The sequence below is a fragment of the Streptomyces sp. NBC_01477 genome, assembly GCF_036227245.1.
GTDB lineage: Bacteria > Actinomycetota > Actinomycetes > Streptomycetales > Streptomycetaceae > Actinacidiphila.
In genome coordinates this window covers 5,086,038-5,107,067 of the sequence record NZ_CP109445.1, presented here as the reverse complement: position 1 = coordinate 5,107,067, position 21,030 = coordinate 5,086,038, and the positions used below count along the sequence as shown (strand labels likewise).

18 protein-coding genes are annotated in these 21,030 nt (G+C 73.4%); 5 read left to right on the top strand and 13 right to left on the bottom strand.

Annotated elements, in window-relative coordinates; genetic code table 11:
• Nucleotides 1-11: 11 nt before the first annotated feature.
• From OHA86_RS21575 to purD, 3 genes are all read right to left on the bottom strand, one after another.
• A complete protein-coding gene (locus OHA86_RS21575) occupies nt 12-1,499 on the bottom strand; it encodes a N,N-dimethylformamidase beta subunit family domain-containing protein (protein ID WP_329182497.1) in 1,488 nt (495 codons plus the stop codon).
• Between the two features lie 565 nt (nt 1,500-2,064).
• Nucleotides 2,065-3,837 (bottom strand): hypothetical protein, encoded by a 1,773-nt coding sequence (locus OHA86_RS21570; RefSeq protein ID WP_329177690.1) that lies wholly within the window; start codon nt 3,835-3,837, stop codon nt 2,065-2,067.
• Between the two features lie 379 nt (nt 3,838-4,216).
• A complete protein-coding gene (gene purD, locus OHA86_RS21565; protein WP_329177687.1) occupies nt 4,217-5,482 on the bottom strand; it encodes a phosphoribosylamine--glycine ligase in 1,266 nt (421 codons plus the stop codon).
• A gap of 212 nt (nt 5,483-5,694) precedes the next feature.
• On the opposite strand from purD, the gene OHA86_RS21560 reads away from it, so the two are divergent.
• Nucleotides 5,695-6,429, top strand: coding sequence for an SLATT domain-containing protein (locus OHA86_RS21560; RefSeq protein WP_443072002.1), 735 nt, complete (start codon nt 5,695-5,697; stop codon nt 6,427-6,429).
• Nucleotides 6,430-6,493: 64 nt separating this feature from the next.
• On the opposite strand, the gene OHA86_RS21555 is transcribed toward OHA86_RS21560, so the two are convergent.
• The 3 genes from OHA86_RS21555 to OHA86_RS21545 all read right to left on the bottom strand — a co-directional run bounded on the left by OHA86_RS21555 (nt 6,494) and on the right by OHA86_RS21545 (nt 9,398).
• Entirely contained in the window at nt 6,494-7,147 is a 654-nt protein-coding gene (locus tag OHA86_RS21555; RefSeq protein ID WP_329177685.1) for a hypothetical protein, read from the bottom strand.
• 53 nt (nt 7,148-7,200) lie between these two features.
• Nucleotides 7,201-7,893, bottom strand: coding sequence for a GntR family transcriptional regulator (locus OHA86_RS21550; protein ID WP_329177683.1), 693 nt, complete (start codon nt 7,891-7,893; stop codon nt 7,201-7,203).
• Nucleotides 7,894-8,009: 116 nt separating this feature from the next.
• Nucleotides 8,010-9,398 (bottom strand): aspartate aminotransferase family protein, encoded by a 1,389-nt coding sequence (locus OHA86_RS21545; protein ID WP_329177681.1) that lies wholly within the window; start codon nt 9,396-9,398, stop codon nt 8,010-8,012.
• Nucleotides 9,399-9,607: 209 nt separating this feature from the next.
• Between OHA86_RS21545 and OHA86_RS21540 the strand changes: the two genes are divergently transcribed.
• Nucleotides 9,608-11,422: a protein kinase domain-containing protein gene (locus tag OHA86_RS21540; RefSeq protein WP_329177679.1), complete on the top strand. Its 1,815-nt coding sequence runs from the start codon at nt 9,608-9,610 to the stop codon at nt 11,420-11,422.
• Between the two features lie 147 nt (nt 11,423-11,569).
• Here the strand turns inward: OHA86_RS21540 and OHA86_RS21535 are convergent, their stop codons facing one another.
• Complete coding sequence (locus tag OHA86_RS21535; RefSeq protein WP_329177677.1) at nt 11,570-12,853, bottom strand: adenylosuccinate synthase; 1,284 nt, start codon at nt 12,851-12,853, stop codon at nt 11,570-11,572.
• A gap of 134 nt (nt 12,854-12,987) precedes the next feature.
• Between OHA86_RS21535 and OHA86_RS21530 the strand changes: the two genes are divergently transcribed.
• Nucleotides 12,988-13,839: a diacylglycerol kinase family protein gene (locus tag OHA86_RS21530; protein ID WP_329177675.1), complete on the top strand. Its 852-nt coding sequence runs from the start codon at nt 12,988-12,990 to the stop codon at nt 13,837-13,839.
• Nucleotides 13,840-13,952: 113 nt separating this feature from the next.
• On the opposite strand, the gene OHA86_RS21525 is transcribed toward OHA86_RS21530, so the two are convergent.
• The 5 genes from OHA86_RS21525 to OHA86_RS21505 all read right to left on the bottom strand — a co-directional run bounded on the left by OHA86_RS21525 (nt 13,953) and on the right by OHA86_RS21505 (nt 18,065).
• A complete protein-coding gene (locus tag OHA86_RS21525; RefSeq protein ID WP_329177674.1) occupies nt 13,953-15,173 on the bottom strand; it encodes a cytochrome P450 in 1,221 nt (406 codons plus the stop codon).
• Nucleotides 15,170-16,003: an MBL fold metallo-hydrolase gene (locus OHA86_RS21520; RefSeq protein WP_329177673.1), complete on the bottom strand. Its 834-nt coding sequence runs from the start codon at nt 16,001-16,003 to the stop codon at nt 15,170-15,172. The genes OHA86_RS21525 and OHA86_RS21520 overlap by 4 nt, the downstream gene beginning before the upstream one ends.
• On the bottom strand, nt 16,000-16,878 hold the full coding sequence (locus OHA86_RS21515; RefSeq protein WP_443071798.1) for an NUDIX hydrolase: 879 nt from the start codon (nt 16,876-16,878) through the stop codon (nt 16,000-16,002). Before OHA86_RS21515 ends, OHA86_RS21520 begins: the two co-directional genes overlap by 4 nt.
• A 558-nt stretch (nt 16,879-17,436) precedes the next feature.
• Nucleotides 17,437-17,904 carry a RidA family protein gene (locus OHA86_RS21510; RefSeq protein ID WP_329177671.1) on the bottom strand — a complete coding sequence of 156 codons (468 nt, stop codon included), beginning with the start codon at nt 17,902-17,904 and terminating at the stop codon, nt 17,437-17,439.
• Nucleotides 17,901-18,065: a DUF4177 domain-containing protein gene (locus OHA86_RS21505; protein ID WP_329177670.1), complete on the bottom strand. Its 165-nt coding sequence runs from the start codon at nt 18,063-18,065 to the stop codon at nt 17,901-17,903. Before OHA86_RS21505 ends, OHA86_RS21510 begins: the two co-directional genes overlap by 4 nt.
• Before the next feature lie 67 nt (nt 18,066-18,132).
• Here OHA86_RS21505 and OHA86_RS21500 point away from each other — a divergent pair, with 67 nt between their 5' ends.
• Nucleotides 18,133-19,200 (top strand): ArsA-related P-loop ATPase, encoded by a 1,068-nt coding sequence (locus tag OHA86_RS21500; protein WP_329177668.1) that lies wholly within the window; start codon nt 18,133-18,135, stop codon nt 19,198-19,200.
• A gap of 28 nt (nt 19,201-19,228) precedes the next feature.
• Complete coding sequence (locus OHA86_RS21495) at nt 19,229-20,581, top strand: ArsA family ATPase (RefSeq protein ID WP_329177666.1); 1,353 nt, start codon at nt 19,229-19,231, stop codon at nt 20,579-20,581.
• Here OHA86_RS21495 and OHA86_RS21490 read toward each other — a convergent pair.
• On the bottom strand, nt 20,563-20,895 hold the full coding sequence (locus OHA86_RS21490; RefSeq protein WP_251491612.1) for a WhiB family transcriptional regulator: 333 nt from the start codon (nt 20,893-20,895) through the stop codon (nt 20,563-20,565). The genes OHA86_RS21495 and OHA86_RS21490 overlap by 19 nt on opposite strands.
• Nucleotides 20,896-21,030: the final 135 nt, after the last annotated feature.

Sequence of the window (21,030 nt, the reverse complement as noted above, 5' to 3'; positions counted from 1 at the left end):
GCAGAAAGCTCTCAGCCGTCTTTGCAGATACGGTCCAGCAGATTGGCCGTCGCGCGCTGGATGCGCGGGTCCACGTGGCCCGGCCGGTCGAGCGCGGGCGACCAGGCGAACGTGCCCGCCGCGAAGACGTACGCGCCGCTGGGGGCGCGGTAGAGCGACGTCTCCTGATGGCAGCCGCGGCCGTCCGCCGCCTCGTACGGCGAGTGCGCGAGCAGGATGCGCTCAGTGGACTCGGGCAGCGAGATGCGCGGGAAGTAGCGGTCCGCCTCACCGGCGACCAGGCCGTCCACGAGGTCGCCCTCTTCCGCGCCCGTCGCCTCCCACAGCCAGTGCCAGGCGTTGCGCACCACCAGCGGCGACGGCTGCGGCACCCGGCCCGCGTACTGCACGCCCAGCAGCAGCTGCTCCGGCTCGCCCAGGTCGCGCCACAGGCCGCTGCGGCCCCGCGTGTCGCCGCGCGGCTTGCGGCAGCTCAGCAGCCGGTCGGCGTCACCGGCCGGCGAGGGCGCCAGATCGACCTGCCAGTACATGGTGTTGGCCGACAGGAAAACCAGCGAGGTGCCCAGGTCGCGGGCCGACTCGACGGCCCTGCGCATCTGCACCGACCAGTATTCGTCGTGCCCGGGGAAGACCATGCCGCGGTAAAGCGCCGGGTCGATCCGGCCCGCGTGCAGGTCGCGGGCGTCGGCGTACGCGAGGTCGTAGCCGTAGCGCTCGGCGTACCGCACGAAGTCGTAGGCGTGCCCGATGTGCAGCGGCAGGCCCGCACCGGCGTAGGGCCGGTCGAAGGACACCGTTCCGGCCGCCTGCTCCTCGCCGAGCAGCCGGCCCGCCTCGTCCCACGCGTGATAGAGGCTGGCGCCGGTCCTGCCGTCCTCGGGATACAGGTTGTACGCCTGCCACGTCACGTCCGGCAGCAGCAGGAGCAGGTCGGCGGGGGCCGCCGGGTCCCGCACGGTGAACGGGACGTGGCTGCGGTAGCCGTCGACGGTCGTCAGGACGGCGACATAGGCGCCGGTCTTCCAGTCCGACGGGATCTGCAGCCGCCAGGACTGCCACCAGTGGTGGCAGGAAATCGTCTTTCCCGCGGCCAGCGGCGGCGGCTGCGCGATGCCCGACAACCGGGGGCTCGCACTGACCTGGGCGGCGCCGTCACCGCCGTAGTGGCCGATGCGATAGATGTCGACGGTGAACTCCTGCGGGGGGTCCACCGTGATCCGGAAGTCGATCGCCTCCCCCGGCGCCACCGCACCGGCCGAGGCGAAGCCCTTGATCTGCCGCCGTACGTCGTCCGCGGTGCGCGGCCCCGGCAGACGCGGTCGGCGGGGCGCCTCGCCGCTGCTCGCGGCCAGGTCCACGTACCAGGGCACGACCTGGCCGTCGTCCCCCAGATACTCCGGCTCCCTCCGCAACCACGGCAGCGGCCCCTGCCCGAACGGGTCCGACACCCCGTGCGCGAGCGCACCGGATTCCCACCGCCTGATGTGATCCGTGGCCACCACGCATCCCCTCCGTCCCCACCGCACCACCCGTCTCGGACGGCGGGGCAATGGTGCGGTACGAGGCAAGCACATCACAGAATGCACTGCCGCAGTCACCGTTCGTGGTGAAAATATGCACCGAACTGGTGTGGCGAGCCACACTTTTCGGCCAAGCTTTCGCCCCCCGGCGCAACCCTGCGCCTGCCGGGGGCACGCCCGACCGCGCGCCCGGCTTTGACGGCGATGAGGCGACCGGCGACGGCAAGCGGCACGTACCGGAGGGCGCGGGGACCTGCGCGCGCAACCCCACAACCGTGGCGAGGCAACCGGCGACCGCAAGCGGCACCGACCCAGGGGCGCGGGGGACCTGCGCTCCCCGCCGAGACGCGCCGGAACCGCGAGCGGCACCCCGTAGAAGTGCGGCGGGAACCGCGCGCCCCGCCACAACGGCGATGAGGCCGCCGGCCATGGCACCTGGCACCCGCTCCCGGGCCGCGAGCAACGGCGCGCCCCGCCGAGACGGCGGTAAAGGCAGCCGGGCGACCCGGCGCCGTACCCTCGAAGAGCCCCGCGCAGGGGCTGTTCAGGCCAGCCGGACCGACGTCTCCGTGCGAACCCCGATCGCCGACAGCCATGCCCGCAGGGGCGCCGCATCGCCGTTCTCCACGAGCCTGAGCACCGGCCAGCCGAGGTCGCTGCGGCGGGCACCGTCCACGACGAGGGCCGGCCCGTCGAGCCAGTCGAGCCCGGCGCCGGCGCCCGCCGTGTCCACGGCCGCGCAGCACACCATCGCGGTGACGTGGTCGGCGAGCAATTCCCGCCCGGTCCTGGGCGGCAGCAGCTGATAGACCGGCGTCGGGATCTCCGCGGCCGGGCCGGGAAGTGCCGCGACCGCCGCCCTGCCGGCCTCGTCCTGCGCGACCAGCGCACCGATCCGCGCGGCCAACTCCTCGCTGCCGCCGGCCGCGAGCCGGTCGATCACCCGGGCCAGCGTCGCCCGGCCCGGTTCGTCCCGCAGCCCCGGGGCGGCGCCCCGGTCCGCCGCGGCCCTGCGGACCGTACGGCCGCCGAGCAGCAGCCCGCGACCCCGCGACCCGAGCGCGGGCGCAGGCGCGGGCGCGGCCTCGGACGGGCCGATGTCGTCCAGCCCACCCGCGGCTTCGGGCGCATCCGCGTCCCCACCCGCGGCGGGCCGCCCGAACACGCTCGGCCGCACCTCGTCCAGCACGCGTATCAGCCGCGCGGCCTCCGCCCGCCAGATGCGGTCCACGACTTCCTCGGGATAGCGCGCCCAGCTGACCGGCGCCCAGTCGGGACCGGTACGGCGCGGGCCGCCGTGGAAGAGGCGGGCCGCGAGCAGCGAGACGGCCTCGTCCACCACGCCCGGCTCTTCGAGCAGATCGCAGGCCGGCCGCTCGCCGAGCCTGGTCTCGAAGCCGTCGGCGAGCCGGTCGCGGCGGGACAGTTCGGTGAGCGCGGCGACCACACCGGCGTCCAGCCGGGACGGCCAGCGGCCCATGCGCCAGGCGGGCAGCGCGACCCGGGTCAGCAGCCGGTCCCACCCGGCGTAGGCGAGCCCGACCTGCTCCTGTGCGACGATCCGCAGCCCGTAGTCGACCGCCTGCGCCCGCTCGGACGCGGACGCGGCCACGCCCCGTTCCATCTCCGCGACATGCGCACTGCACCCGCGCAGCAGCAGCCGGGCGGACCAGCCGAGGAAGCCGTACGCCGGCCGCAGCAGCACCGAACGCTGCTTCCTGCCGTGCGCGGCCACGCCGGCGGCGGCGTCCAGACCCCGGACGAAACGCCGGGCCGCGTATATCTCGGGGTCGGCCGCGGCGCCGGTACCCGCGACAACCGGGGCCAGCAGCGCCCGCAGCTCGGCGACCCGCATCCACCACAGGAAGGGCGAGCCGATCACCAGCACCGGCGCGGGGCGGCGCTCCGGCTGGCCCGCGGCCGGCCTGCGGTCCTCGAGCCAGCTGTCGCAGTCCGGCGTCAGCTCTATCCCCGACGGGATCGGGACCTGGAGCTTCTCCGCCAGGTCCTGCACCATCCGGTGCAGATCGGGCGCGGCCTTCTGCGACACCGGCACCGCGGGACTCACCGCCGGCCGCGCCCGTACGATGACCGCGGCCACCGCGGACGCCACCGCGAGCACGAGCAGCGCGGCGCCCGTCACGCCCCACCGCACGCCGTCCCACGCGCCCCCGTCGACCCGGCCGGTCGCTCCGGCCACCTGGAGCACGACCGCGCCCGCCGCCGGCAGCAGCACCGCGCCGAGCGCGGCTCCGCGAATGCGCAACACCGCCAGCGCGCGGGCCCGCGCCAGTGCCTCGCCTGCTTCTCCAGCCATCGGGCGGCTCACCCCCTGCGCTGTGGTGACCGCCCCGGTGACGGCCTCCCCCCACTGTCGCACCGCCCACCGACATCGCAATGGCCGTACGGCTGTTTGCCGCAATGTCCCGCAGTGCGCCTGCGCGGCACCCTAGTTCGCCCCCCGCGAACGAGTCATCCATACGGCCGACCCATCACTCCTTGGAGTGGCCTTCCCCCTGATTCCTTGCGGCCTCCCCGCGGGGTCTCGCCCGCGGGTGCCGCTCGCAGCGGCGTGTCGCCGCCACCGCGGTCGTGCTGGTGCGCGCCGTTCCCCGCGGCACGCCCACCGCCGGGAGAAGGTCCGGGCACGGAGCGTGCCCGGCACGACGCGCGGCCCCGGAAGGCCGAAAGTGGCGCTATTCGCCGCCGGCGACGGCCGCCGCGATGTCGCCGCGGTGGTGCCCGCCCTCGAGCCCGACGCGGTCGACCGCCCGATACGCCCGCTTCCGCGCGACCGCGAGGTCCGCCCCTGTCGCGGTCACCGACAGCACGCGACCGCCGGCGCTGACGATCCGCCCGTCGTCCTCCCGCCGCGTCCCGGCGTGCAGCACGTACGCGTGGCCGCCCTGCTCGGCGATGGCGTCGAGCCCGGTGATGGGATCGCCGGTCCTGGGCGTGTCGGGGTAGTTGTACGACGCGATGACGACCGTCACCGCGGCGCCTTCGCTCCACCGCAGCGCGGGATACGCCGCGAGCTGCCCGGTGGCGGCGGCCCTGAGCAGCCCGGCGAGCGGGGTCCTGAGCCGGGCGAGGACGACCTGCGTCTCGGGATCGCCGAAGCGCGCGTTGAACTCGATGACCCGCACCCCGCGCGAGGTGATCGCGAGCCCGGCGTAGAGCAGGCCCGCGAAGGGCGTACCGCGGCGGCGCAATTCGTCGACGGTCGGCTGGAGCACGGTCCGCTCGACCTCGTCGACGAGCTTCGGGTCGGCCCATGGCAGCGGCGAATACGCGCCCATGCCGCCGGTGTTGGGCCCCTCGTCGCCGTCGAGCGCGCGCTTGAAGTCCTGCGCGGGCTGCAGCGGTACGACGGTCTCACCGTCGGTGACGGCGAAGAGCGACACCTCGGGGCCGTCGAGGTACTCCTCGATGACCACCCTGCCGGGCGCGGCCACGCAGGCGAGCGCGTGCGCCCGCGCACCGGCGACGTCGTCGGTGACGACGACGCCCTTCCCCGCCGCGAGCCCGTCGTCCTTGACGACGTAGGGCGCGCCGAAGCCGTCCAGCGCCCGGTCGATCTCCTCCGGGGTGGTGCACACATAGCTGCGGGCGGTCGGTACGCCGGCCGCGGCCATGACGTCCTTGGCGAAGGCCTTGGACCCTTCGAGCGCCGCGGCCTCCCGGCTCGGCCCGAAGCAGTCGATGCCGCGCGCGCGTACCGCGTCGGCGACCCCGGCGACCAGCGGCGCCTCGGGGCCGACGATGACGAAGTCCGCCCCGAGCGAGGCGGCGAGCCCGGCGACCGCCGCGCCGTCGAGAACGTCGACCGGGTGCAGTTCGGCCACCTCGGCGATGCCGGCGTTGCCGGGAGCGCAGTGCAGCGACGTCACGTCGGGGTCGAGGGACAGGGAACGGCACAGGGCGTGTTCGCGGGCGCCGCCGCCGATGACAAGGACCTTCACGCGCACCAGGGTAGTGGCCCGTACGGCCACCGGCCGCCCTCACTCATTCGGGTGATCGTATTCCGCGGCCTATACCTGATCACGCGGCCCGTACAGGCGGATATCCCGCCCCACCCACCCCGTACTCAGCCGTTCGGCGGTAAGAAGAGACCTTCATCACGGCCGGGAAGCGCCGGAAGCCATCGAGGGAGCGTGCAGTGAGCCAGCCGGACATGTTTCCCGAGGGGGCCTCTCGGGAGGGGCCCGAGCGGCGGGCGCTGCACCACCAGCACGAGGATCTGCGACCGCTGCCCTTCCCGCTGGGCGACTGGGGCGAGCCCGCGGAACGCCTCGAAGAGCTGTACCGCTGGGCGGAGTCCGGCGCCCTGCGCACGGCGGACCGCTATCTGCGGGACCGGGTATGGAAGCGGCGCGGCGCCCGCGGACTGCGGTGCGGCGCCGCGCTGTTCGCGGCGGTGGGCGCGGCGCTGCCGCTGGTGGAGCTGAGCACCGGCGGTTCGACGGCGGTCTGGGGCTATCCGGCGCTGCTGCTGGCCACGGCGTGCGTCGCGGTGGACCGCGCCCTGGGCCTGACCGCGGGCTGGATGCGGGACGTCGGCACCGCGCAGGGCGTCGAGCGGCGCCTTGAGCAGCTGCGCTTCGACTGGGCGTCGGAGAGCGTACGGGAAGTGCTCGGCCCGACCGAGGGCACCGCGGCGGAGGCGGCCGAGCGCTGTCTGGCGATCCTGCGCCGCTTCTGCAACGACGTCTCGGACCTGGTGCGGATGGAGACCGCGGACTGGATGCTGGATCACGGCTCCCGCACGGCCGCCGCCCCGCTGCGTACCCAGTCCGCCGCCTGGTCCCCCACCCGCCCCGAACTCCCGCCGCCCCCGCGCCTGCCCCACCCGGGCACCCGCCCGAACATGCCGCGCCAGCGCCCCCCGGAAAGCCCGCGGCAAGGGTGACGCCGTACGGCGTCGTGCAGGCGGTCGGGCGGCCAGGCGGCCAGACCATCGGGCCATCGGGCCATCAGCTGAAGACGATCATCGACCCCTGTCCCAGCGACCGCGTCGCGGCCGCGTGCAGGCCGAGCCATACGTGGTGCTCGCGGGCGAACGGCCCCTCCATGCCGGTCGGCGTGGAGAGGGCCGGCTCTTCGAGGGTGGTGTGGCGGGCGGGCGGCGCCGGGGGAAGCGGCGGGTTGGCGGGGTCGATGCCGATCGCGGGGGCGACGAATTCCAGCTCGCGCAGCAGCCCGTGGCTGGAGCCCAGCGGCCCGCCGCCTTCGAGCAGTTCGTCGTTGACGACGGGATGCGGGAAGTCCAGCGGCACATACGCGCCGGCGTGGTCGTAGTGCCACACCAGGTGCGAGCGCTGCGCGGTGGTCTCGAACATCTCCAGCAGTTGCTCGTAGTCGCCGCCGAGCGCGTCGACCGGGGACACCTCCAGGCCCTGGAGGCTCAGCAGATAGGCGCGGCGCAGGAAGTGCAGGGCGTCGTAGTCGAAGCACGCCACGGGTCCGACGTCGCCCGACAGGCCGGGCATGTAGGCGTAAACCGGTACGGGCGGCTGCCCGGCGTCGTTCAGGGCCTTGTCGTAGCGGGCGAGTTCCTCGGAGAACGGGTTTTCCGGGCTGTGGCAGAGCACATCCACCAGCGGCACCAGCCACAGGTCGCAGGCCACGAACACTCCATCCGGTCGGGGGCGTACAGCCTAAAGCGGCCGCGCCGGTCGCGTCAGGAGCGCGCGGGAGCCAGCTTCTCGATCAAGGCGCGGGTATGTACGTCGTATTCGGTCGTGAGGGCGTGCGCGGCCCGGGTGTCGCGGGCGGCGACGGCATCCGCGAGGGCGACGTGGCCGGCCCAGCAGACGCCGGCCGGGTCGCTCAGCGCGCGCAGGTGCGGCACCGCGTAGACCCAGGTCTGGGTGCGGACCCGGTCGAGGAATTCGCAGATGTGCGGATTGCCGACGATGGCCGTCAGCTCCCGCCAGAAGCGCAGGTCGCAGCCGACCAGCACATCGAGGCTGCCGGTCTGCGCGGCGCGGGCGGCGGCCTCGGCGCGGCGGCGTACGGAGGCCACGGCGTCGGCCGGCAGGTCGCCCATGCCGCGCTGGGCCATCTGCCGGAAGGCCGCCTCGACGATGAAGAGCCGCGCGTCGCTGAGCGAGCGGAAATCCGCGGCGGTCAGCCGCCGCACCTGGAAGCCGCGGTGCTGTTCGACTTCGAGCAGGCCCTGTGCGGCCAGGTCGACCAGCGCCTCGCGGACCGGGGTGGCGGAGACGCCGTACAGCTCGGCGATCTCCTTGACGGTGAAGTGCCGCCCGGCCTGGAGCCTGCCGGTCAGTACCTCGTCGCGCAGGGCGTCGGCGATCTGCTGGCGCAGGCTGCTGCGCCGCACCGGCGTGGCAGGACCGCCGATTTCCGGCATCCCGGCTCCTTGTCGCGTCGCGGCTGCGGGTGGCTTCCCGCCGCACACGATACGGCGAGGCGCGGCAATGGGTGCAGCCTTGCTGCTGGCGGGCCGGTCCGCCGACCGTGCGGGGTCTAGTCGGCGGCGGCCGTGGTGTGCCGGTCGGCGACGCTGAGCGCCTGGTCGAGCAGGGCGAGCCCTTCCTTGGCCTCGGCCTCACTGACGGTGCAGGGCGGGACGACATGGGTGCGGTTCATGTTGACGAAGGGCCACAGGCCGGAGCGCTTGCAGGCGGCGGCGAAGTCGGCCATGGGGGCGTTGTCCGCGCCCGCCGCGTTGTACGGCACCAGCGGCTCGCGGGTGATCTTGTCCTTGACCAGGTCGAGGGCCCAGAAGACGCCCATGCCGCGCACCTCGCCGACCGACGGGTGGCGCTCGGCGATGTCCCGCAGGCCGGGGCCGAGCACGGTCTCGCCGATGTGCGCGGCATTTTCCACGATCTTCTCGTCGCGCATGGCGTTGATCGTGGCGACCGCGGAGGCGCAGGCCAGCGGGTGTCCCGAGTAGGTGAGCCCGCCGGGGTAGGGGCGGGTGGCGAAGGTCGCGGCGATGCGCTCGGAAATCGCGACTCCGCCGAGCGGCACATAGCCGGAGTTGACGCCCTTGGCGAAGGTCAGCAGGTCGGGCACGACGTCCCAATGGTCCGCGGCGAACCACCGCCCGGTGCGGCCGAAGCCCGCCATCACCTCGTCCAGGATGAAGACGATGCCGTGGCGGTCGCACAGCGCGCGTACTCCGGCCAGATAGCCGTCCGGCGGGACCAGGACGCCCGCGGTGCCGACGACGGTCTCCAGAATCACGGCGGCGATGGACTGCGGCCCCTCGAAGGCGATCAGCTGCTCCAGGTGCTCTAGTGCCCTGCCGCACTCCTGCGCCTCGTCGGCGGCGTGGAATTGCGAGCGGTAGAGGTACGGGCCCCAGAAGTGCACGACCCCCGCGGAGGCGGTGTCCGAGGGCCAGCGGCGCGGGTCGCCGGTGAGGTTGATCGCGGCCGCGGTCGAGCCGTGGTAGCTGCGGTAGGCGCTGAGCACCTTGGGCCTGCCGGTGTGCAGCCGCGCCATCCGTACCGCGTTCTCCACCGCCTCCGCGCCGCCGTTGGTGAAGAAGATCTTGTCGAGGTCGCCGGGGGTCAGCCCGGCGATCAGCCGCGCGGCCTCGGACCGTACGTCGATGGCGAAGGCCGGCGCGAAGGTGGCCAGCTTCCCCGCCTGCTCCTGGATGGCGGCGACGACCCGCGGGTGCTGGTGGCCGATGTTGGTGTTGACCAGCTGCGAGGAGAAGTCCAGGTAGCGGTTGCCGTCGTAGTCCCAGAAGTACGAGCCCTCGGCGCCCGCCACGGCGAGCGGGTCGATGACCTCCTGCGCCGCCCAGGAATGGAAGACGTGCGCGCGGTCCGCGGCCTTGACCGCGGCCCCGGTCGCGGGATCGGGGAGTCCGGTGCCGGAGGGGAACGGAGTGCTCATGGACCCCAGGCTAGGTTTCGCCGCCGGCCGCGGCACATGGACAGCGTGTATGGCGCTGCCCCGCCCCGCGCACACCGTGTCAAGGCCGTGCGGTACGCCAGGGCGGCACTCACCCGTTCCGGTGAAAGACCACCCGGTGGCACCCATGGTTCCTACGCCTATTCTTCGCTCTGGGGTTCGGGAGCCGAAGCCGGCGGGGGGAGACAGTCGTGGAGCAGCTCAGAGCAGGCGATCCACCGCGGATCGGCGCGTACCGGCTGCTCGGCAGGCTCGGCACCGGCGGAATGGGCCGGGTCTTCCTGGCCCGTTCGGACCGGGGCCGCACCGTCGCGGTGAAACTGGTGCGGGCGGAACTGGCGGCCCAGGAGGAATTCCGCACCCGTTTCCGGCGTGAGGTGCAGGCGGCCCGGCGGGTCGGCGGCGCATGGACCGCGCCGGTGCTCGACGCCGACACCGAGGCCGACATCCCGTGGGTGGCCACCGGCTACGTCGCGGGTCCCTCCCTCCAGCAGGTCATCAAGGACTACGGGCCGCTGCCCGAGCGTTCGGTGACGGTGCTGGCCGCCGGGCTCGCCCACGCGCTGGCCGACATCCACACCGCGGGCCTGGTGCACCGGGATCTCAAGCCGTCGAACGTGATGATCACGATCGACGGTCCCCGGGTGATCGACTTCGGTATCGCCCGCGCCCTGGAGACGGTCGCGGACGGCTCCGCGACCCTCACCCACACGGGGGCCATGGTCGGCTCCCCCGCCTTCATGTCGCCCGAGCAGGTCCGCGGCGACCGGGTCACCCCGGCGTGCGACGTCTTCTGCCTCGGCTCCGTCCTCGCCTACGCCGCCACCGGCCTGCAGCCCTTCGGCGCGGCCGGCAGCGGGGTGCACGCCCAGATGTTCCGCGTCGTGCAGGAGCCCCCCGACCTCGACGCGGTGCCCGACGGGCTGCGCGGCCTGGTGACGGCCTGCCTGGTCAAGGAGCCCGAGCAGCGCCCGTCGCTGGCGGACGTGCTGGCGATGATCGAGGACGCCGCCGACGGGGCGCCGCAGGAGACCCCGGCGGGACGCGTCGAGCCGTGGCTGCCCGGCGCGATCGTCGCGCAGCTGGGGCGGCACGCGGTGCAGCTGCTCGAACTGGAGGCGGAGGCGGAGGTCGAAACCGAGGTGCCGGCCACCGCGGCGGTCGGCACCGGGTCGTCGGGCGGCGCGGCAATGCCGCCGGTTGCGGCGGCGCCGACCATGGTGCCGGGCCGGCGGCCCGCGGCCGAGGCGGCGGAATCGGCGCCGGGCACGGACGGGGCGGCTCCCCCGCCGGATCCCGGACCGGGCGTCCCTGCCGACGCTCCCGCCAAGCCGGCCGAACCGCAGGAGCCGCCCGCCGCCCGGCGCTTCGGGCCCGGTGCGCTCGTCGCCGTACTGGCCCTGCTCGCGGTGATCGCGGGCAGCACCACCGCCTATGTCGTCGTCCGCCAGAGCGGGGGCGGCGGGGGGCACGGCTCTCCGCCGGCCGCCGCGGACGCGCCAGCCGGTACGACGGCTCCGTCGCAGACTGCCGCGCCGACACCTGCTGTCACGGAGCCCGGCGCCGCCCCGGCGACCGTCACGCCGAGCGTGACAGCGTCGGACACGGCCACCCCCAGCAGCACCCCGCCGGCCGAACCGGCCGCGCCGGTGGTGCCGGTCGAACCGCCGGACGACCTCGTGGGCACCTGGGTGGCGTCGTACACCAGCGCGCCGGGCATCACCGACACGCGCACGCTGACCGTGCGCGAGGACGGCTCCGTGCAGCTCACCGGCCAGCGCACGGACGGCACACAGACCCTCTACCACTGTGTGTGGTCGATGTCGGTCACCGGCGGCGGGCCGCCGGCCGAGCTGAGCCCGTCGCTGGTGGTCAGCGGCAAGCCCGCCGCCTCGTGCCAGCCGGGGACCACGTCCACCACGCTGACCCTGCTCGACGACACCCACCTGCGGCGCGACGGGGTCGCCGGCGAGAAGGCGCCGCCGACGTACGGGAAGACCGGCTGACGCCGGGCGTGCCCGGCCAGCGGTAAGCCCCGCCACCCTGGGGTGGCGGGGCTTACCGCTTCGCCTGTTGCGGCGCCGCGGCCTGGCGACGGCCCGCGGTCGGACGGCGGCCCGCGGTCGGACGGCGGCCCGCGGTCGGACGGCGGGTCAGATGAACGAGTTGATCTCGATGGTCTCGGTGCGGCCGGGGCCCACCCCGATCGCGGAGATCGGCGCGCCGGACATCTCTTCCAGCGCCTTGACGTAGTCCTGCGCGTTCTTCGGCAGGTCGGCGAAGGTCTGCGCCTTGGTGATGTCCTCCGACCAGCCGGGCAGGTATTCGTAGATCGGCTTGGCGTGGTGGAAGTCGCTCTGGCTGTAGGGCAGTTCGTCCACCCGGCGGCCGTCGATCTCGTAGGCGACGCACACCGGGATCCGCTCCCAGCCGGTGAGGATGTCCAGCTTGGTGAGGAAGAAGTCGGTCAGGCCGTTGACGCGGGTCGCGTACCGGGCGATGACCGCGTCGAACCAGCCGCAGCGCCGGTTGCGCCCGGTGGTGACGCCGAATTCGTGGCCGACGGTGCGCAGTCGCTCGCCGTCCTCGTCGAACAGCTCGGTGGGGAACGGTCCCGAGCCCACACGCGTTGTGTACGCCTTGAGGATGCCGATCACCCGGGTGATCTTCGTGGGGCCGATTCCGCTGCCGGTGCAGGCCCCGCCCGAGGTCGGGTTGGACGAGGTGACGAAGGGATAGGTGCCGTGGTCGACGTCGAGGAGCGTGCCCTGGCCGCCCTCCATGAGCACGACCTTGCCGTCCTCCAGCGCCTGGTTGAGGACCAGGGTGGTGTCCGTGACGTAGTCCCTGAGGCGGTCCGCGTAGCCGAGGTATTCCTCGACGACCTGGTCGGTGCTGATCGCCCTCCGGTTGAAGATCTTCACCAGGATCTGGTTCTTGTCCTGGAGCGCCGCGTCGACCTTCTGATGGAGGATCGATTCGTCGAAGAGGTCCTGCACCCTGATGCCGACCCGGTTGATCTTGTCCGCGTACGCCGGGCCGATACCGCGTCCCGTGGTGCCGATCTTCCGGTTGCCCAGGAAGCGCTCCGTCACCTTGTCGATGGTCTGGTGATACGGCGTGATCAGATGGGCGTTACCGCTGATCAGCAGTTTGGATGTGTCCACGCCGCGCTCGTCGAGTCCGCTCAGCTCGGAGAGCAGGACCGCCGGGTCGACCACGACACCGTTGCCGATCACCGGAGTGCATCCGGGTGACAGGATGCCGGAGGGGAGAAGATGCAGTGCGTATTTCTGGTCGCCGACGACCACCGTGTGGCCGGCGTTGTTGCCGCCCTGATAGCGGACGACGTAGTCGACGGAGCCGCCGAGCAGGTCGGTGGCCTTCCCCTTGCCCTCGTCACCCCACTGAGCACCGAGCAGCACAAGTGCGGGCACAGGCGTACACCCCTTCCGGGCGGGGCATGTCCAACGTGCAGAGAGCCGTCGAACCTGCCCCGGAATAGACGAAGCCCCTGACGCAAAGGCGCAAGGGGCTCTTGCACCGAGATTTTACCTGAGGAAGGACCAAGGTGTCGGCTCACCCTCTCGGGCATCCTCCGCCGGACTCCGTCCGGGGGTGGCCCCTGCTGCTGGTCATCGATCCGGCGGCACGCGCGAACGACGGCGAGTCCGTCCGAATCGCGAAGGATGTCCTGTGTGCGGGCGCGCCCTCCGTGAAGATCGCCTTCCCCGAGTCCGCGGAGGAGGCCGAACGCGCCCTGACCCACCGCGGCCGGCGGCGCCCCGTGGTCCTCGGCGACGACCTCGCCCTGCTGCGTGCGGTCCGCGCCCTGCACCGCGACCGGACTCTGCACGAGGCTCCGGTGTCACTGGTGCCGATCGGGTCGCGCACGACGCTGGCCCGCGCGCTCGGCGTGCCGGTCGATGTGCCCGCGGCGGCCCGTGCGGTACTGGACGGCACGCAGCGCGAACTCGACCTGCTGGTGGACGAGAGCGGCGGCATCGTCCTCGGCACGCTGAGCATCCCCTGCGGCAGCCCGGTCTCGCAGACCGCCGCGCACTGGTGGACCCCGGTGGAGAAGACCGCCCGCTCGCTGGTCCGCACCCTGACCGCGCCGATCCCGGCCAGCGGCCACCAGCCGCCCCGGCAGCGGCTGCGGGTGGAGGCGGACGGCGTCGTGCTCGCCGACCTCGACGAGCCGGTGCAGGAGATCTCGGTCCGTCCGGCCCCGGCGGGCTTCGCGGAGGTCTGCGTACGGCGTACGGAGGGCGCGGCGAACATACGGGCCAGGGCGCGCACCATCACCGTCTCGGGGCGGGACTTCCGCTACCGCGCCGACTCCGCGGTCACCGGCCCGGTGCGGACCAGGACGTGGACGGTGGAGCCCGCGGCGTGGCGGTTGACGGTGCCGCGCCACTGACCGCCACGGACCGCTGACGCAGCGGTGAGGCGGGGTGGCCAGAGCGTGCCGCGGTGGACGCGCCAGCGGTCCGTCGTGCTCGTCAGCTCCCGCTGCGGGAACCGACCGGGACCTCACCAGCCGACCAGCAGCTCCTCCACCCCGCGGATGACGTAGTTCGGCCGCCAGCGCGGCTCGGACAGCAGCCGCATCCCGGGGGCGTGCCGCAGGAAGGTGCCGAAGGACGCGGTGAGCTCGACGCGGGCCAGCGGGGCGCCCAGGCAGTAGTGGATGCCGGCGCCGAAGCTGACGTGCCGGTTGTCGGCGGCGGGGCGGGTGACGTCGAAGCGGTCCGGCTCGCGGAAGCGGGCGGGGTCGCGGTTGGCGGAGCCGAAGAGCAGGGCGACCTCGGAGCCGCGCGGAATGACGGTGCCGCCGACCTCGATGTCGTCCAGGACCCAGCGTTCGAAGAGCTGCAAGGGGGTGTCGTGGCGCAGGACCTCCTCCACACCGTCCGGCAGCCGGTCCGGCTCGTCCTGGAGGATCCGCAGCTGGTCGGGGTGCCGGAAGAGGCTGAGCCAGCCCAGGGTGGTGCTGTTGACGGTGGCCTCGTGGCCGGCGTTGAGCAGCAGCACACAGGTGGACACCATCTCCTGCTCGCTCAGTACGTCGCCGTCGTCCTGGACCGCGATCAGCGCGCTGATCAGGTCCTCGCCGGGGTCGGTGCGGCGGGCGGCGATCAGCTTCCGCAGATAGCCGGAGAATTCCCCGCTGGCCCGCACGGCGTCACGGGCGGCGTCCTCGCCCGGGTTGAGCTCGTACATCCCGGTCATGGCCGCCGACCAGGGCCGCAGCTGGCCGCGGTCCCCGGCCGGTATGCCCAGCATCTCGGCGATGACCGCGACCGGCAGCGGTTCGGCGACCCGGGCGTGCAGGTCGCCGCCGCCGTCGGCGTGGAGGGAGGTGATCAGTTCGGCGGCCAGCCGCTGGACGGTGGGCGCCAGTTCCTCGACCGTACGCGGGGTGAAGGCCTTGGCGACCAGCCGGCGGATCCGGGAGTGGACCGGGGCCTCCAGGTCGAGCAGGCCGTTGTCGTTCAGCACGGTGAACGGCTCCAGCTCGGGGGGCGGCGCGGTGCGGCCGAATTCCTCGTGCGTGAAGCGGTGCAGATAGGTGCGGCCGAGGCGGCGGTCCCGCAGCAGCGCGTTGACGTCGTCGTAGTGCGGGATCAGCCACTGCCGCGTCGGCTCGTAGTAATGGGCGCGGCCGGCCGCGCGCAGCTCCTCGTACGCCGGGTAGGGGTCGGCGGCGAAGGTGCGGGAGTGGGGAGTGAAGACCGTGGAAAGGAGAGTCATGGCAGTTCGATGAGTCCGTGTTCGCGCAGGTAGTCGAGTTGGGCGCGGACCGATAGCTCCGCTGCGGGCCACACCGCCGGGTCGACGTCGGCGTAGACGCGGGCGACCACCTCGGCCGGGGTGCGCAGCCCGGACTCGACGGCGGTCTCGACCTGGGCGAGCCGGTGGGCACGGTGGGCGAGATAGAACTCGACGGCGCCCCGGGCGTCGCCGAGCACCGGGCCGTGGCCCGGCAGGACGGTGTCCACGCCGCTGTCCACGGTGAGGGCCTGGAGCCGCCGCAACGAGTCCAGGTAGTCGCCGAGCCGCCCGTCGGGGTGGGCGACCACGGTGGTGCCGCGGCCGAGCAGGGTGTCGCCGGTCAGCACGGCCGCGTCCGCGGGCAGCAGGAAGGACAGCGAGTCGGAGGTGTGCCCGGGGGTGCCCACGACCCGCAGCTCAAGCCCGCCGGTGGTCACGGTGTCGCCCGCGGCGAGCCCTTCGTCGCCCAGCCGCAGCGCCGGGTCCAGGGCGCGGACCGGACTGCGGGTCAGCTCGGCGAAACGGGCCGCGCCCTCGGCGTGGTCCGGGTGGCCGTGGGTGAGCAGCGTCAGTGCGACACGCTTGCCCGCCTGCTCGGCCGCGGCGAGCACGTTGGCCAGGTGGTCCTCGTCCAGCGGTCCCGGGTCGATGACCACGGCCAGCGGCGAGTCCGGTTCCGCGACGATCCAGGTGTTGGTGCCCTCCAGGGTCATCGCCGAGGGGTTGGGCGCGAGCACGCACAGCGCGCGGGGCGTCGCCCACCCGCCGACCGTGGCCCGCGGCTGCCCCGGCGCCGTCCCGGCGCTCACCGGCCCTCGCCCCCGGGTGCGACGCGGGTGAATTCGTCATGGCCCGGCCAGGTCAGCACGATCTCGCCGGAGGCGTCCACGGTGGCCGTGGCGATGACCGGGGTGAGGTCGCGCGCGGACCCGGCGGCCATCGCCTCATCGGCGGAGTCGTACGGAAGGAGGTCGCGGAGCACCGCGATGGTCGGCGGCAGCATCGTCAGATCGCCGCGGTCGTAGCCGGCGACGGCCTCGGCGGGCCGCAGCCAGGCGGTACGGTCCGCCTCGCCCGACACGTCCCGGGTGCGCTGGCCCGCGGGCAGCACGGCGAGGAAGAACCAGGTGTCGTAACGGCGCTCCTCGAACTCCGGGGTGATCCAGCGGGCGCAGGGCCGCAGCAGGTCCGTACGCAGCACCAGGCCGCGGCGGGCCAGGAAGTCGGCGAAGGCCAGGTCGTGCGCGACCAGGGCGGCGCGGTCTGCCTCCCAGTCCTCGCCGGTGGTGTCGGCGACGACGGACTCCTCGTCCGGGCCGGCCAGCAGGACCCCCGACTCCTCGAACGTCTCGCGCACCGCCGCGCACACCACCGCCTGGGCGGCGGCCGGGTCGACGCCCAGCAGTCCGGCCCAGTCGTCGAGCGCGGGCCCGGCCCAGCGCACCGGCCGCTCGTCCCGCGGGTCGACGCCGCCACCGGGGAAGGCGTAGGCGCCGGCGGCGAAGGCCATCGACGCGCGGCGCCGCAGCATGTGCACGGCCGGGCCACCGCCGGGCGCGGTGTCCCGCAGCAGCAGCACGGTGGCCGCCCGGCGCGGCACCACCGGGGCCAGCTCTCCCCGGGCCAGCGCCCGTATGCGCTCCGGCCAGGCGGCTGGCAGCCCGGCGCCGCTCATCATGCTCATGCGGCGGAGCCTACGTGGCTCCGCCGGTATGTTCGAGACCTCCTCGGCCCCTCCGCGAGCAGGGTCGTCCCCCGGGCACCCGAGGCACCGGGCGCTGACCCGCCCCCGGGTACGCCCCGTCCGCGGCAGGCGGTGCCCCTCCGGGGCGCGAGGAATGGCGCGGCCAGCCCCCACCCACCCGTCGCGTGACGACGCACCGCACGTGCCCCGGAGGGGCGCGGGGAACGGCGCGCTCAGCGACAACGCGCCGTCGTGTGCGGACGGACCGCACCACCCCAGGGGCGCGGGGAACGGCGCGAGCGACCCACCACCGACGCGCGGGTCGCCACCGACCCAAAGGGTCCCTCCGGTCCGCCCCGGACCACCGGCCGGTGGACGGCTGAGCGCGCGGTTCCCCGCGCCCCTGGTGGGCACCCCCAGCCGCAACGGCACCCAGCCCCGCGCCCGGGGAAAGGGCACCCCCTTCCGGGGGGAAACCGTCCGACCCCCGCACCCGGAGGGATGCGTACCGGCCGACGCAGCGGCGCCCCGCGCCAGCGGAGGGGAGCCCTCTGCCGGCTAAGGGAGCAGCTCGACCTGGAGTTCGACCTCGACGGGCGCGTCGAGCGGCAGGACCGCGACGCCCACCGCACTGCGCGCGTGCACCCCCTTGCCGCCCAGCACCTCACCGAGCAGCTCGCTCGCCCCGTTGACGACACCGGGCTGCCCGGTGAAGGACGGGTCGGAGGCGACGAAGCCGGTGACCTTGACCACGCGCGCGATCCGGTCGAGGTCACCGGTGACCGACTTGACCGCGGCCAGCGCGTTGAGCGCGCACACCCGGGCCAGGTCCTTGGCCTGCTCGGGCGTGACCTCGGCGCCGACCTTGCCGGTGGCCGGCAGCTTGCCGTCCACGATGGGCAGCTGCCCGGACGTGAAGACGTACTGACCCGACCGCACGGCCGGCTGGTAGGCCGCCAGCGGCGGCACCACCTCGGGCAGCGTCAGGCCCAGCTCGGCGAGCCGGGCCGCGACCTCCCCGCTCACGCCTGCTTCTCGCGCTTGAAGTACGCGACCAACTGCTCGGAATTGTTGGGGCCGGGCACGACCTGGACCAGCTCCCAGCCGTCCTCGCCCCAGGTGTCGAGGATCTGCTTTGTCGCGTGCACGAGCAGCGGCACGGTCGCGTATTCCCACTTCTTTGCCATGGCGCGACTTTATCGCCTCGCCGATACCCGAGGAGTGGGCCGCCCCGTCAGTGGTTAGGCTCGCAAGGTGAGCGCTCAACAGTCATCCGCGGTCAGGCTCCACATTGTGACCGGCAAGGGCGGCACGGGTAAGACCACGGTCGCCGCCGCGCTGGCGCTTGCCCTCGCGGCCGAGGGCCGGCGCGTACTGCTGGTGGAGGTCGAGGAGCGGCAAGGTGTCGCCCAGCTGTTCGAGACCGAGGCGCTGCCTTACGAGGAGCGCAGGATCGCTTCGGCGTCCGGCGGCGGGGAGGTCCACGCGCTCGCCATCGACGCCGAGCTGGCGATGCTGGACTACCTCGACATGTTCTACAAGCTGGGCCGGGCCGGCCGCGCCCTCAAGAAGCTCGGCGCGATCGACTTCGCCACCACGGTCGCCCCCGGCATCCGGGACGTCCTGCTCACCGGCAAGGTGTGCGAGGCGGTCCGCCGCAAGGACAAGGCGGGCTGGCCGGTCTACGACGCGGTCGTGCTCGACGCGCCGCCGACCGGCCGCATCACCCGCTTCCTCAACGTCAACGACGAGGTCGCGGGACTGGCCAGGATGGGCCCGATACACAACCAGGCCCAGTCCGTGATGCGGGTGCTGAAATCCCCGCAGACCGCGATTCACCTGGTCACCCTGCTGGAGGAGATGCCGGTCCAGGAGACGATGGACGGCGTCGCGGAGCTGCGCGCCGCGGGGCTGCCGGTGGGCGCGGTGATCGTCAACATGGTGCGCCCGGTGCTGCTGGGCGACGCCGACCTCGCCAAGGCCGCCGCCGACCGCAGCGCGGTCGCCGTCGGAAAGCGGCGTACGGCGGTGGCCAAGGCGCTGTCGCAGGCCGGGCTCGGCGGCGCCAGGCGCGGCGGGGTCGCGGAGCGGCTGGTCGACCCGCTGCTCGCGCAGGCCCACGAGCACGCCCAGCGGGTGGTCCTGGAGCGCGAGCAGCGCGCCGAGATCGCCGCGCTCGGCCTGCCGGTGCGCGAGCTGGAGCTGCTCAGCGACGGCATCGACCTCGGCGGCCTCTACCGGCTGGGCGACAGCCTGCGCAAACAGGCCGCGCCCGGCGCGGCTGAACCCGGCACGACCGCACCGGACGACGTAGACGCGTGAAGAAACGTGACGTGAAGCGAGTGGTGACATGAGCCTGGAGAGCCCCGTGCTGGAGATCGACCCGCTGATCGACGACCGGAGGACCCGGATCATCGTCTGCTGCGGCTCCGGCGGCGTCGGCAAGACCACGACCGCCGCGGCTCTCGGCGTACGCGCCGCAGAACGCGGGCGTACGGCCGTGGTGCTGACCATCGACCCGGCCCGCAGGCTCGCCCAGTCCATGGGGCTGACCGAGCTGGACAACACCCCGCGCGAGGTGGCTGGAATCGATCGGTCGGGCGGCGGCTCACTGCACGCGATGATGCTGGACATGAAACGGACGTTCGACGAGGTCGTGGTCCAGCACTCCGACGCCGAGCGCGCCAGGGCGATCCTGGAGAACCCGTTCTACCAATCGCTGTCGGCCGGTTTCGCCGGCACGCAGGAGTACATGGCGATGGAGAAGCTGGGCCAGCTGCGTGCCCAGGACGCCTGGGACCTGATCATCGTGGACACCCCGCCGAGCCGTAGCGCGCTGGACTTCCTCGACGCCCCCAAGCGGCTCGGGTCCTTCCTCGACGGCCGTTTCATCAAGCTGCTGATGGCCCCGGCGAAGGTCGGCGGACGGGCCGGGGTGAAGTTCCTCAACATCGGGATGTCGATGATGACCGGCACCCTCAGCAAGGTGATGGGCGCGGGCCTGCTGCGTGATGTGCAGACCTTCGTGGCCGCGATGGACACGATGTTCGGCGGCTTCCGCACCCGGGCCGACGCCACGTACCGGCTGCTCCAGGCGCCGGGCACCGCCTTCCTGGTGGTCGCGGCGCCGGAGCGGGACGCGCTGCGCGAGGCGGCGTATTTCGTGGAGCGGCTGGCCGACGAGGACATGCCGCTGGCCGGCCTCGTACTCAACCGGGTGCACGGCAGCGGGGCGGCCCAGCTGACCGCGGAGCGCGCTCTGGCGGCGGCGGAGGCGCTGGAGGACCAGGCGGCCGAGAGCGCCGAGGAAGCGGCGGACGCGGCCTCTGAGGCGGCTCAGGAGGCGGCGGAGGACGCGGGGCAGGAGCCGAAGAAGGGCGCCGGGCGGGGGGCGAAGAAGGATCCGGCAGAAAATCTTACCGACGGCGGCATTGTGGATCACGGGACCGGGCATGCTGATTCCCGGCAGGCCCCGCCGGACGACACCGGCGGTACGGAGCGGCTCGCCGCCGGACTGCTGCGCCTCCATGCAGAACGCATGCAGGTGGTCGCGCGTGAACGACGCACCCGCGACCGCTTCGTGTCAGTGCATCCGGAGGTGCCCATGGTGGATGTCACCGCCCTGCCTGGCGATGTGCACGACCTGGAGGGTTTGCGGGCGATCGGACAGGAACTCGCGGACGGTCAGCCCGCCGCGGCGTAGTCGTCCTCGTCATCGAGCGGCAGCAGGCCGGTGCTGCGTTCGTACTCGGTGCGGGCGGTCTCCAGCAGTCTTCGCCAGGACGTCACCATGGGTCGCCGTCGCAGCAGCGCCCTGCGCTCCCGCTCGGTCATGCCCCCCCACACCCCGAACTCCACCCGGTTGTCCAGCGCGTCGGCCAGGCACTCGGTGCGGACCGGGCACCCGGTGCACACCGCCTTCGCCCGGTTCTGCGCCGCACCCTGGACGAAGAGTTCGTCCGGATCCGTCGTCCTGCATGCGGCCTGCGTGCTCCAGTCGGTTACCCAGCTGCTCATGCTGGCGCCGTCCTCTCCCGAATCGAGGCTCCCCCACGGCGGCAACCGGCATATTCACCGTTGCCAGTTGAGGACGTTACGGAAGGTAGGCGCGACGCAACAGCCCTTTCAGGCCCAATCTTGCATGGCCCGAAT

Coding starts and splice junctions, on each gene's coding strand:
- OHA86_RS21495 (WP_329177666.1), top strand. CDS start 19,229: ATGAGCCTGGAGAGCCCCGTGCTGGAGATCGACCCGCTGATCGACGAC.
- OHA86_RS21515 (WP_443071798.1), bottom strand. CDS start 16,878: ATGAGCATGATGAGCGGCGCCGGGCTGCCAGCCGCCTGGCCGGAGCGC.
- OHA86_RS21560 (WP_443072002.1), top strand. CDS start 5,695: ATGTTTCCCGAGGGGGCCTCTCGGGAGGGGCCCGAGCGGCGGGCGCTG.
- OHA86_RS21525 (WP_329177674.1), bottom strand. CDS start 15,173: ATGACTCTCCTTTCCACGGTCTTCACTCCCCACTCCCGCACCTTCGCC.
- OHA86_RS21550 (WP_329177683.1), bottom strand. CDS start 7,893: ATGCCGGAAATCGGCGGTCCTGCCACGCCGGTGCGGCGCAGCAGCCTG.
- OHA86_RS21545 (WP_329177681.1), bottom strand. CDS start 9,398: ATGAGCACTCCGTTCCCCTCCGGCACCGGACTCCCCGATCCCGCGACC.
- OHA86_RS21505 (WP_329177670.1), bottom strand. CDS start 18,065: ATGGCAAAGAAGTGGGAATACGCGACCGTGCCGCTGCTCGTGCACGCG.
- OHA86_RS21490 (WP_251491612.1), bottom strand. CDS start 20,895: ATGAGCAGCTGGGTAACCGACTGGAGCACGCAGGCCGCATGCAGGACG.
- OHA86_RS21570 (WP_329177690.1), bottom strand. CDS start 3,837: ATGGCTGGAGAAGCAGGCGAGGCACTGGCGCGGGCCCGCGCGCTGGCG.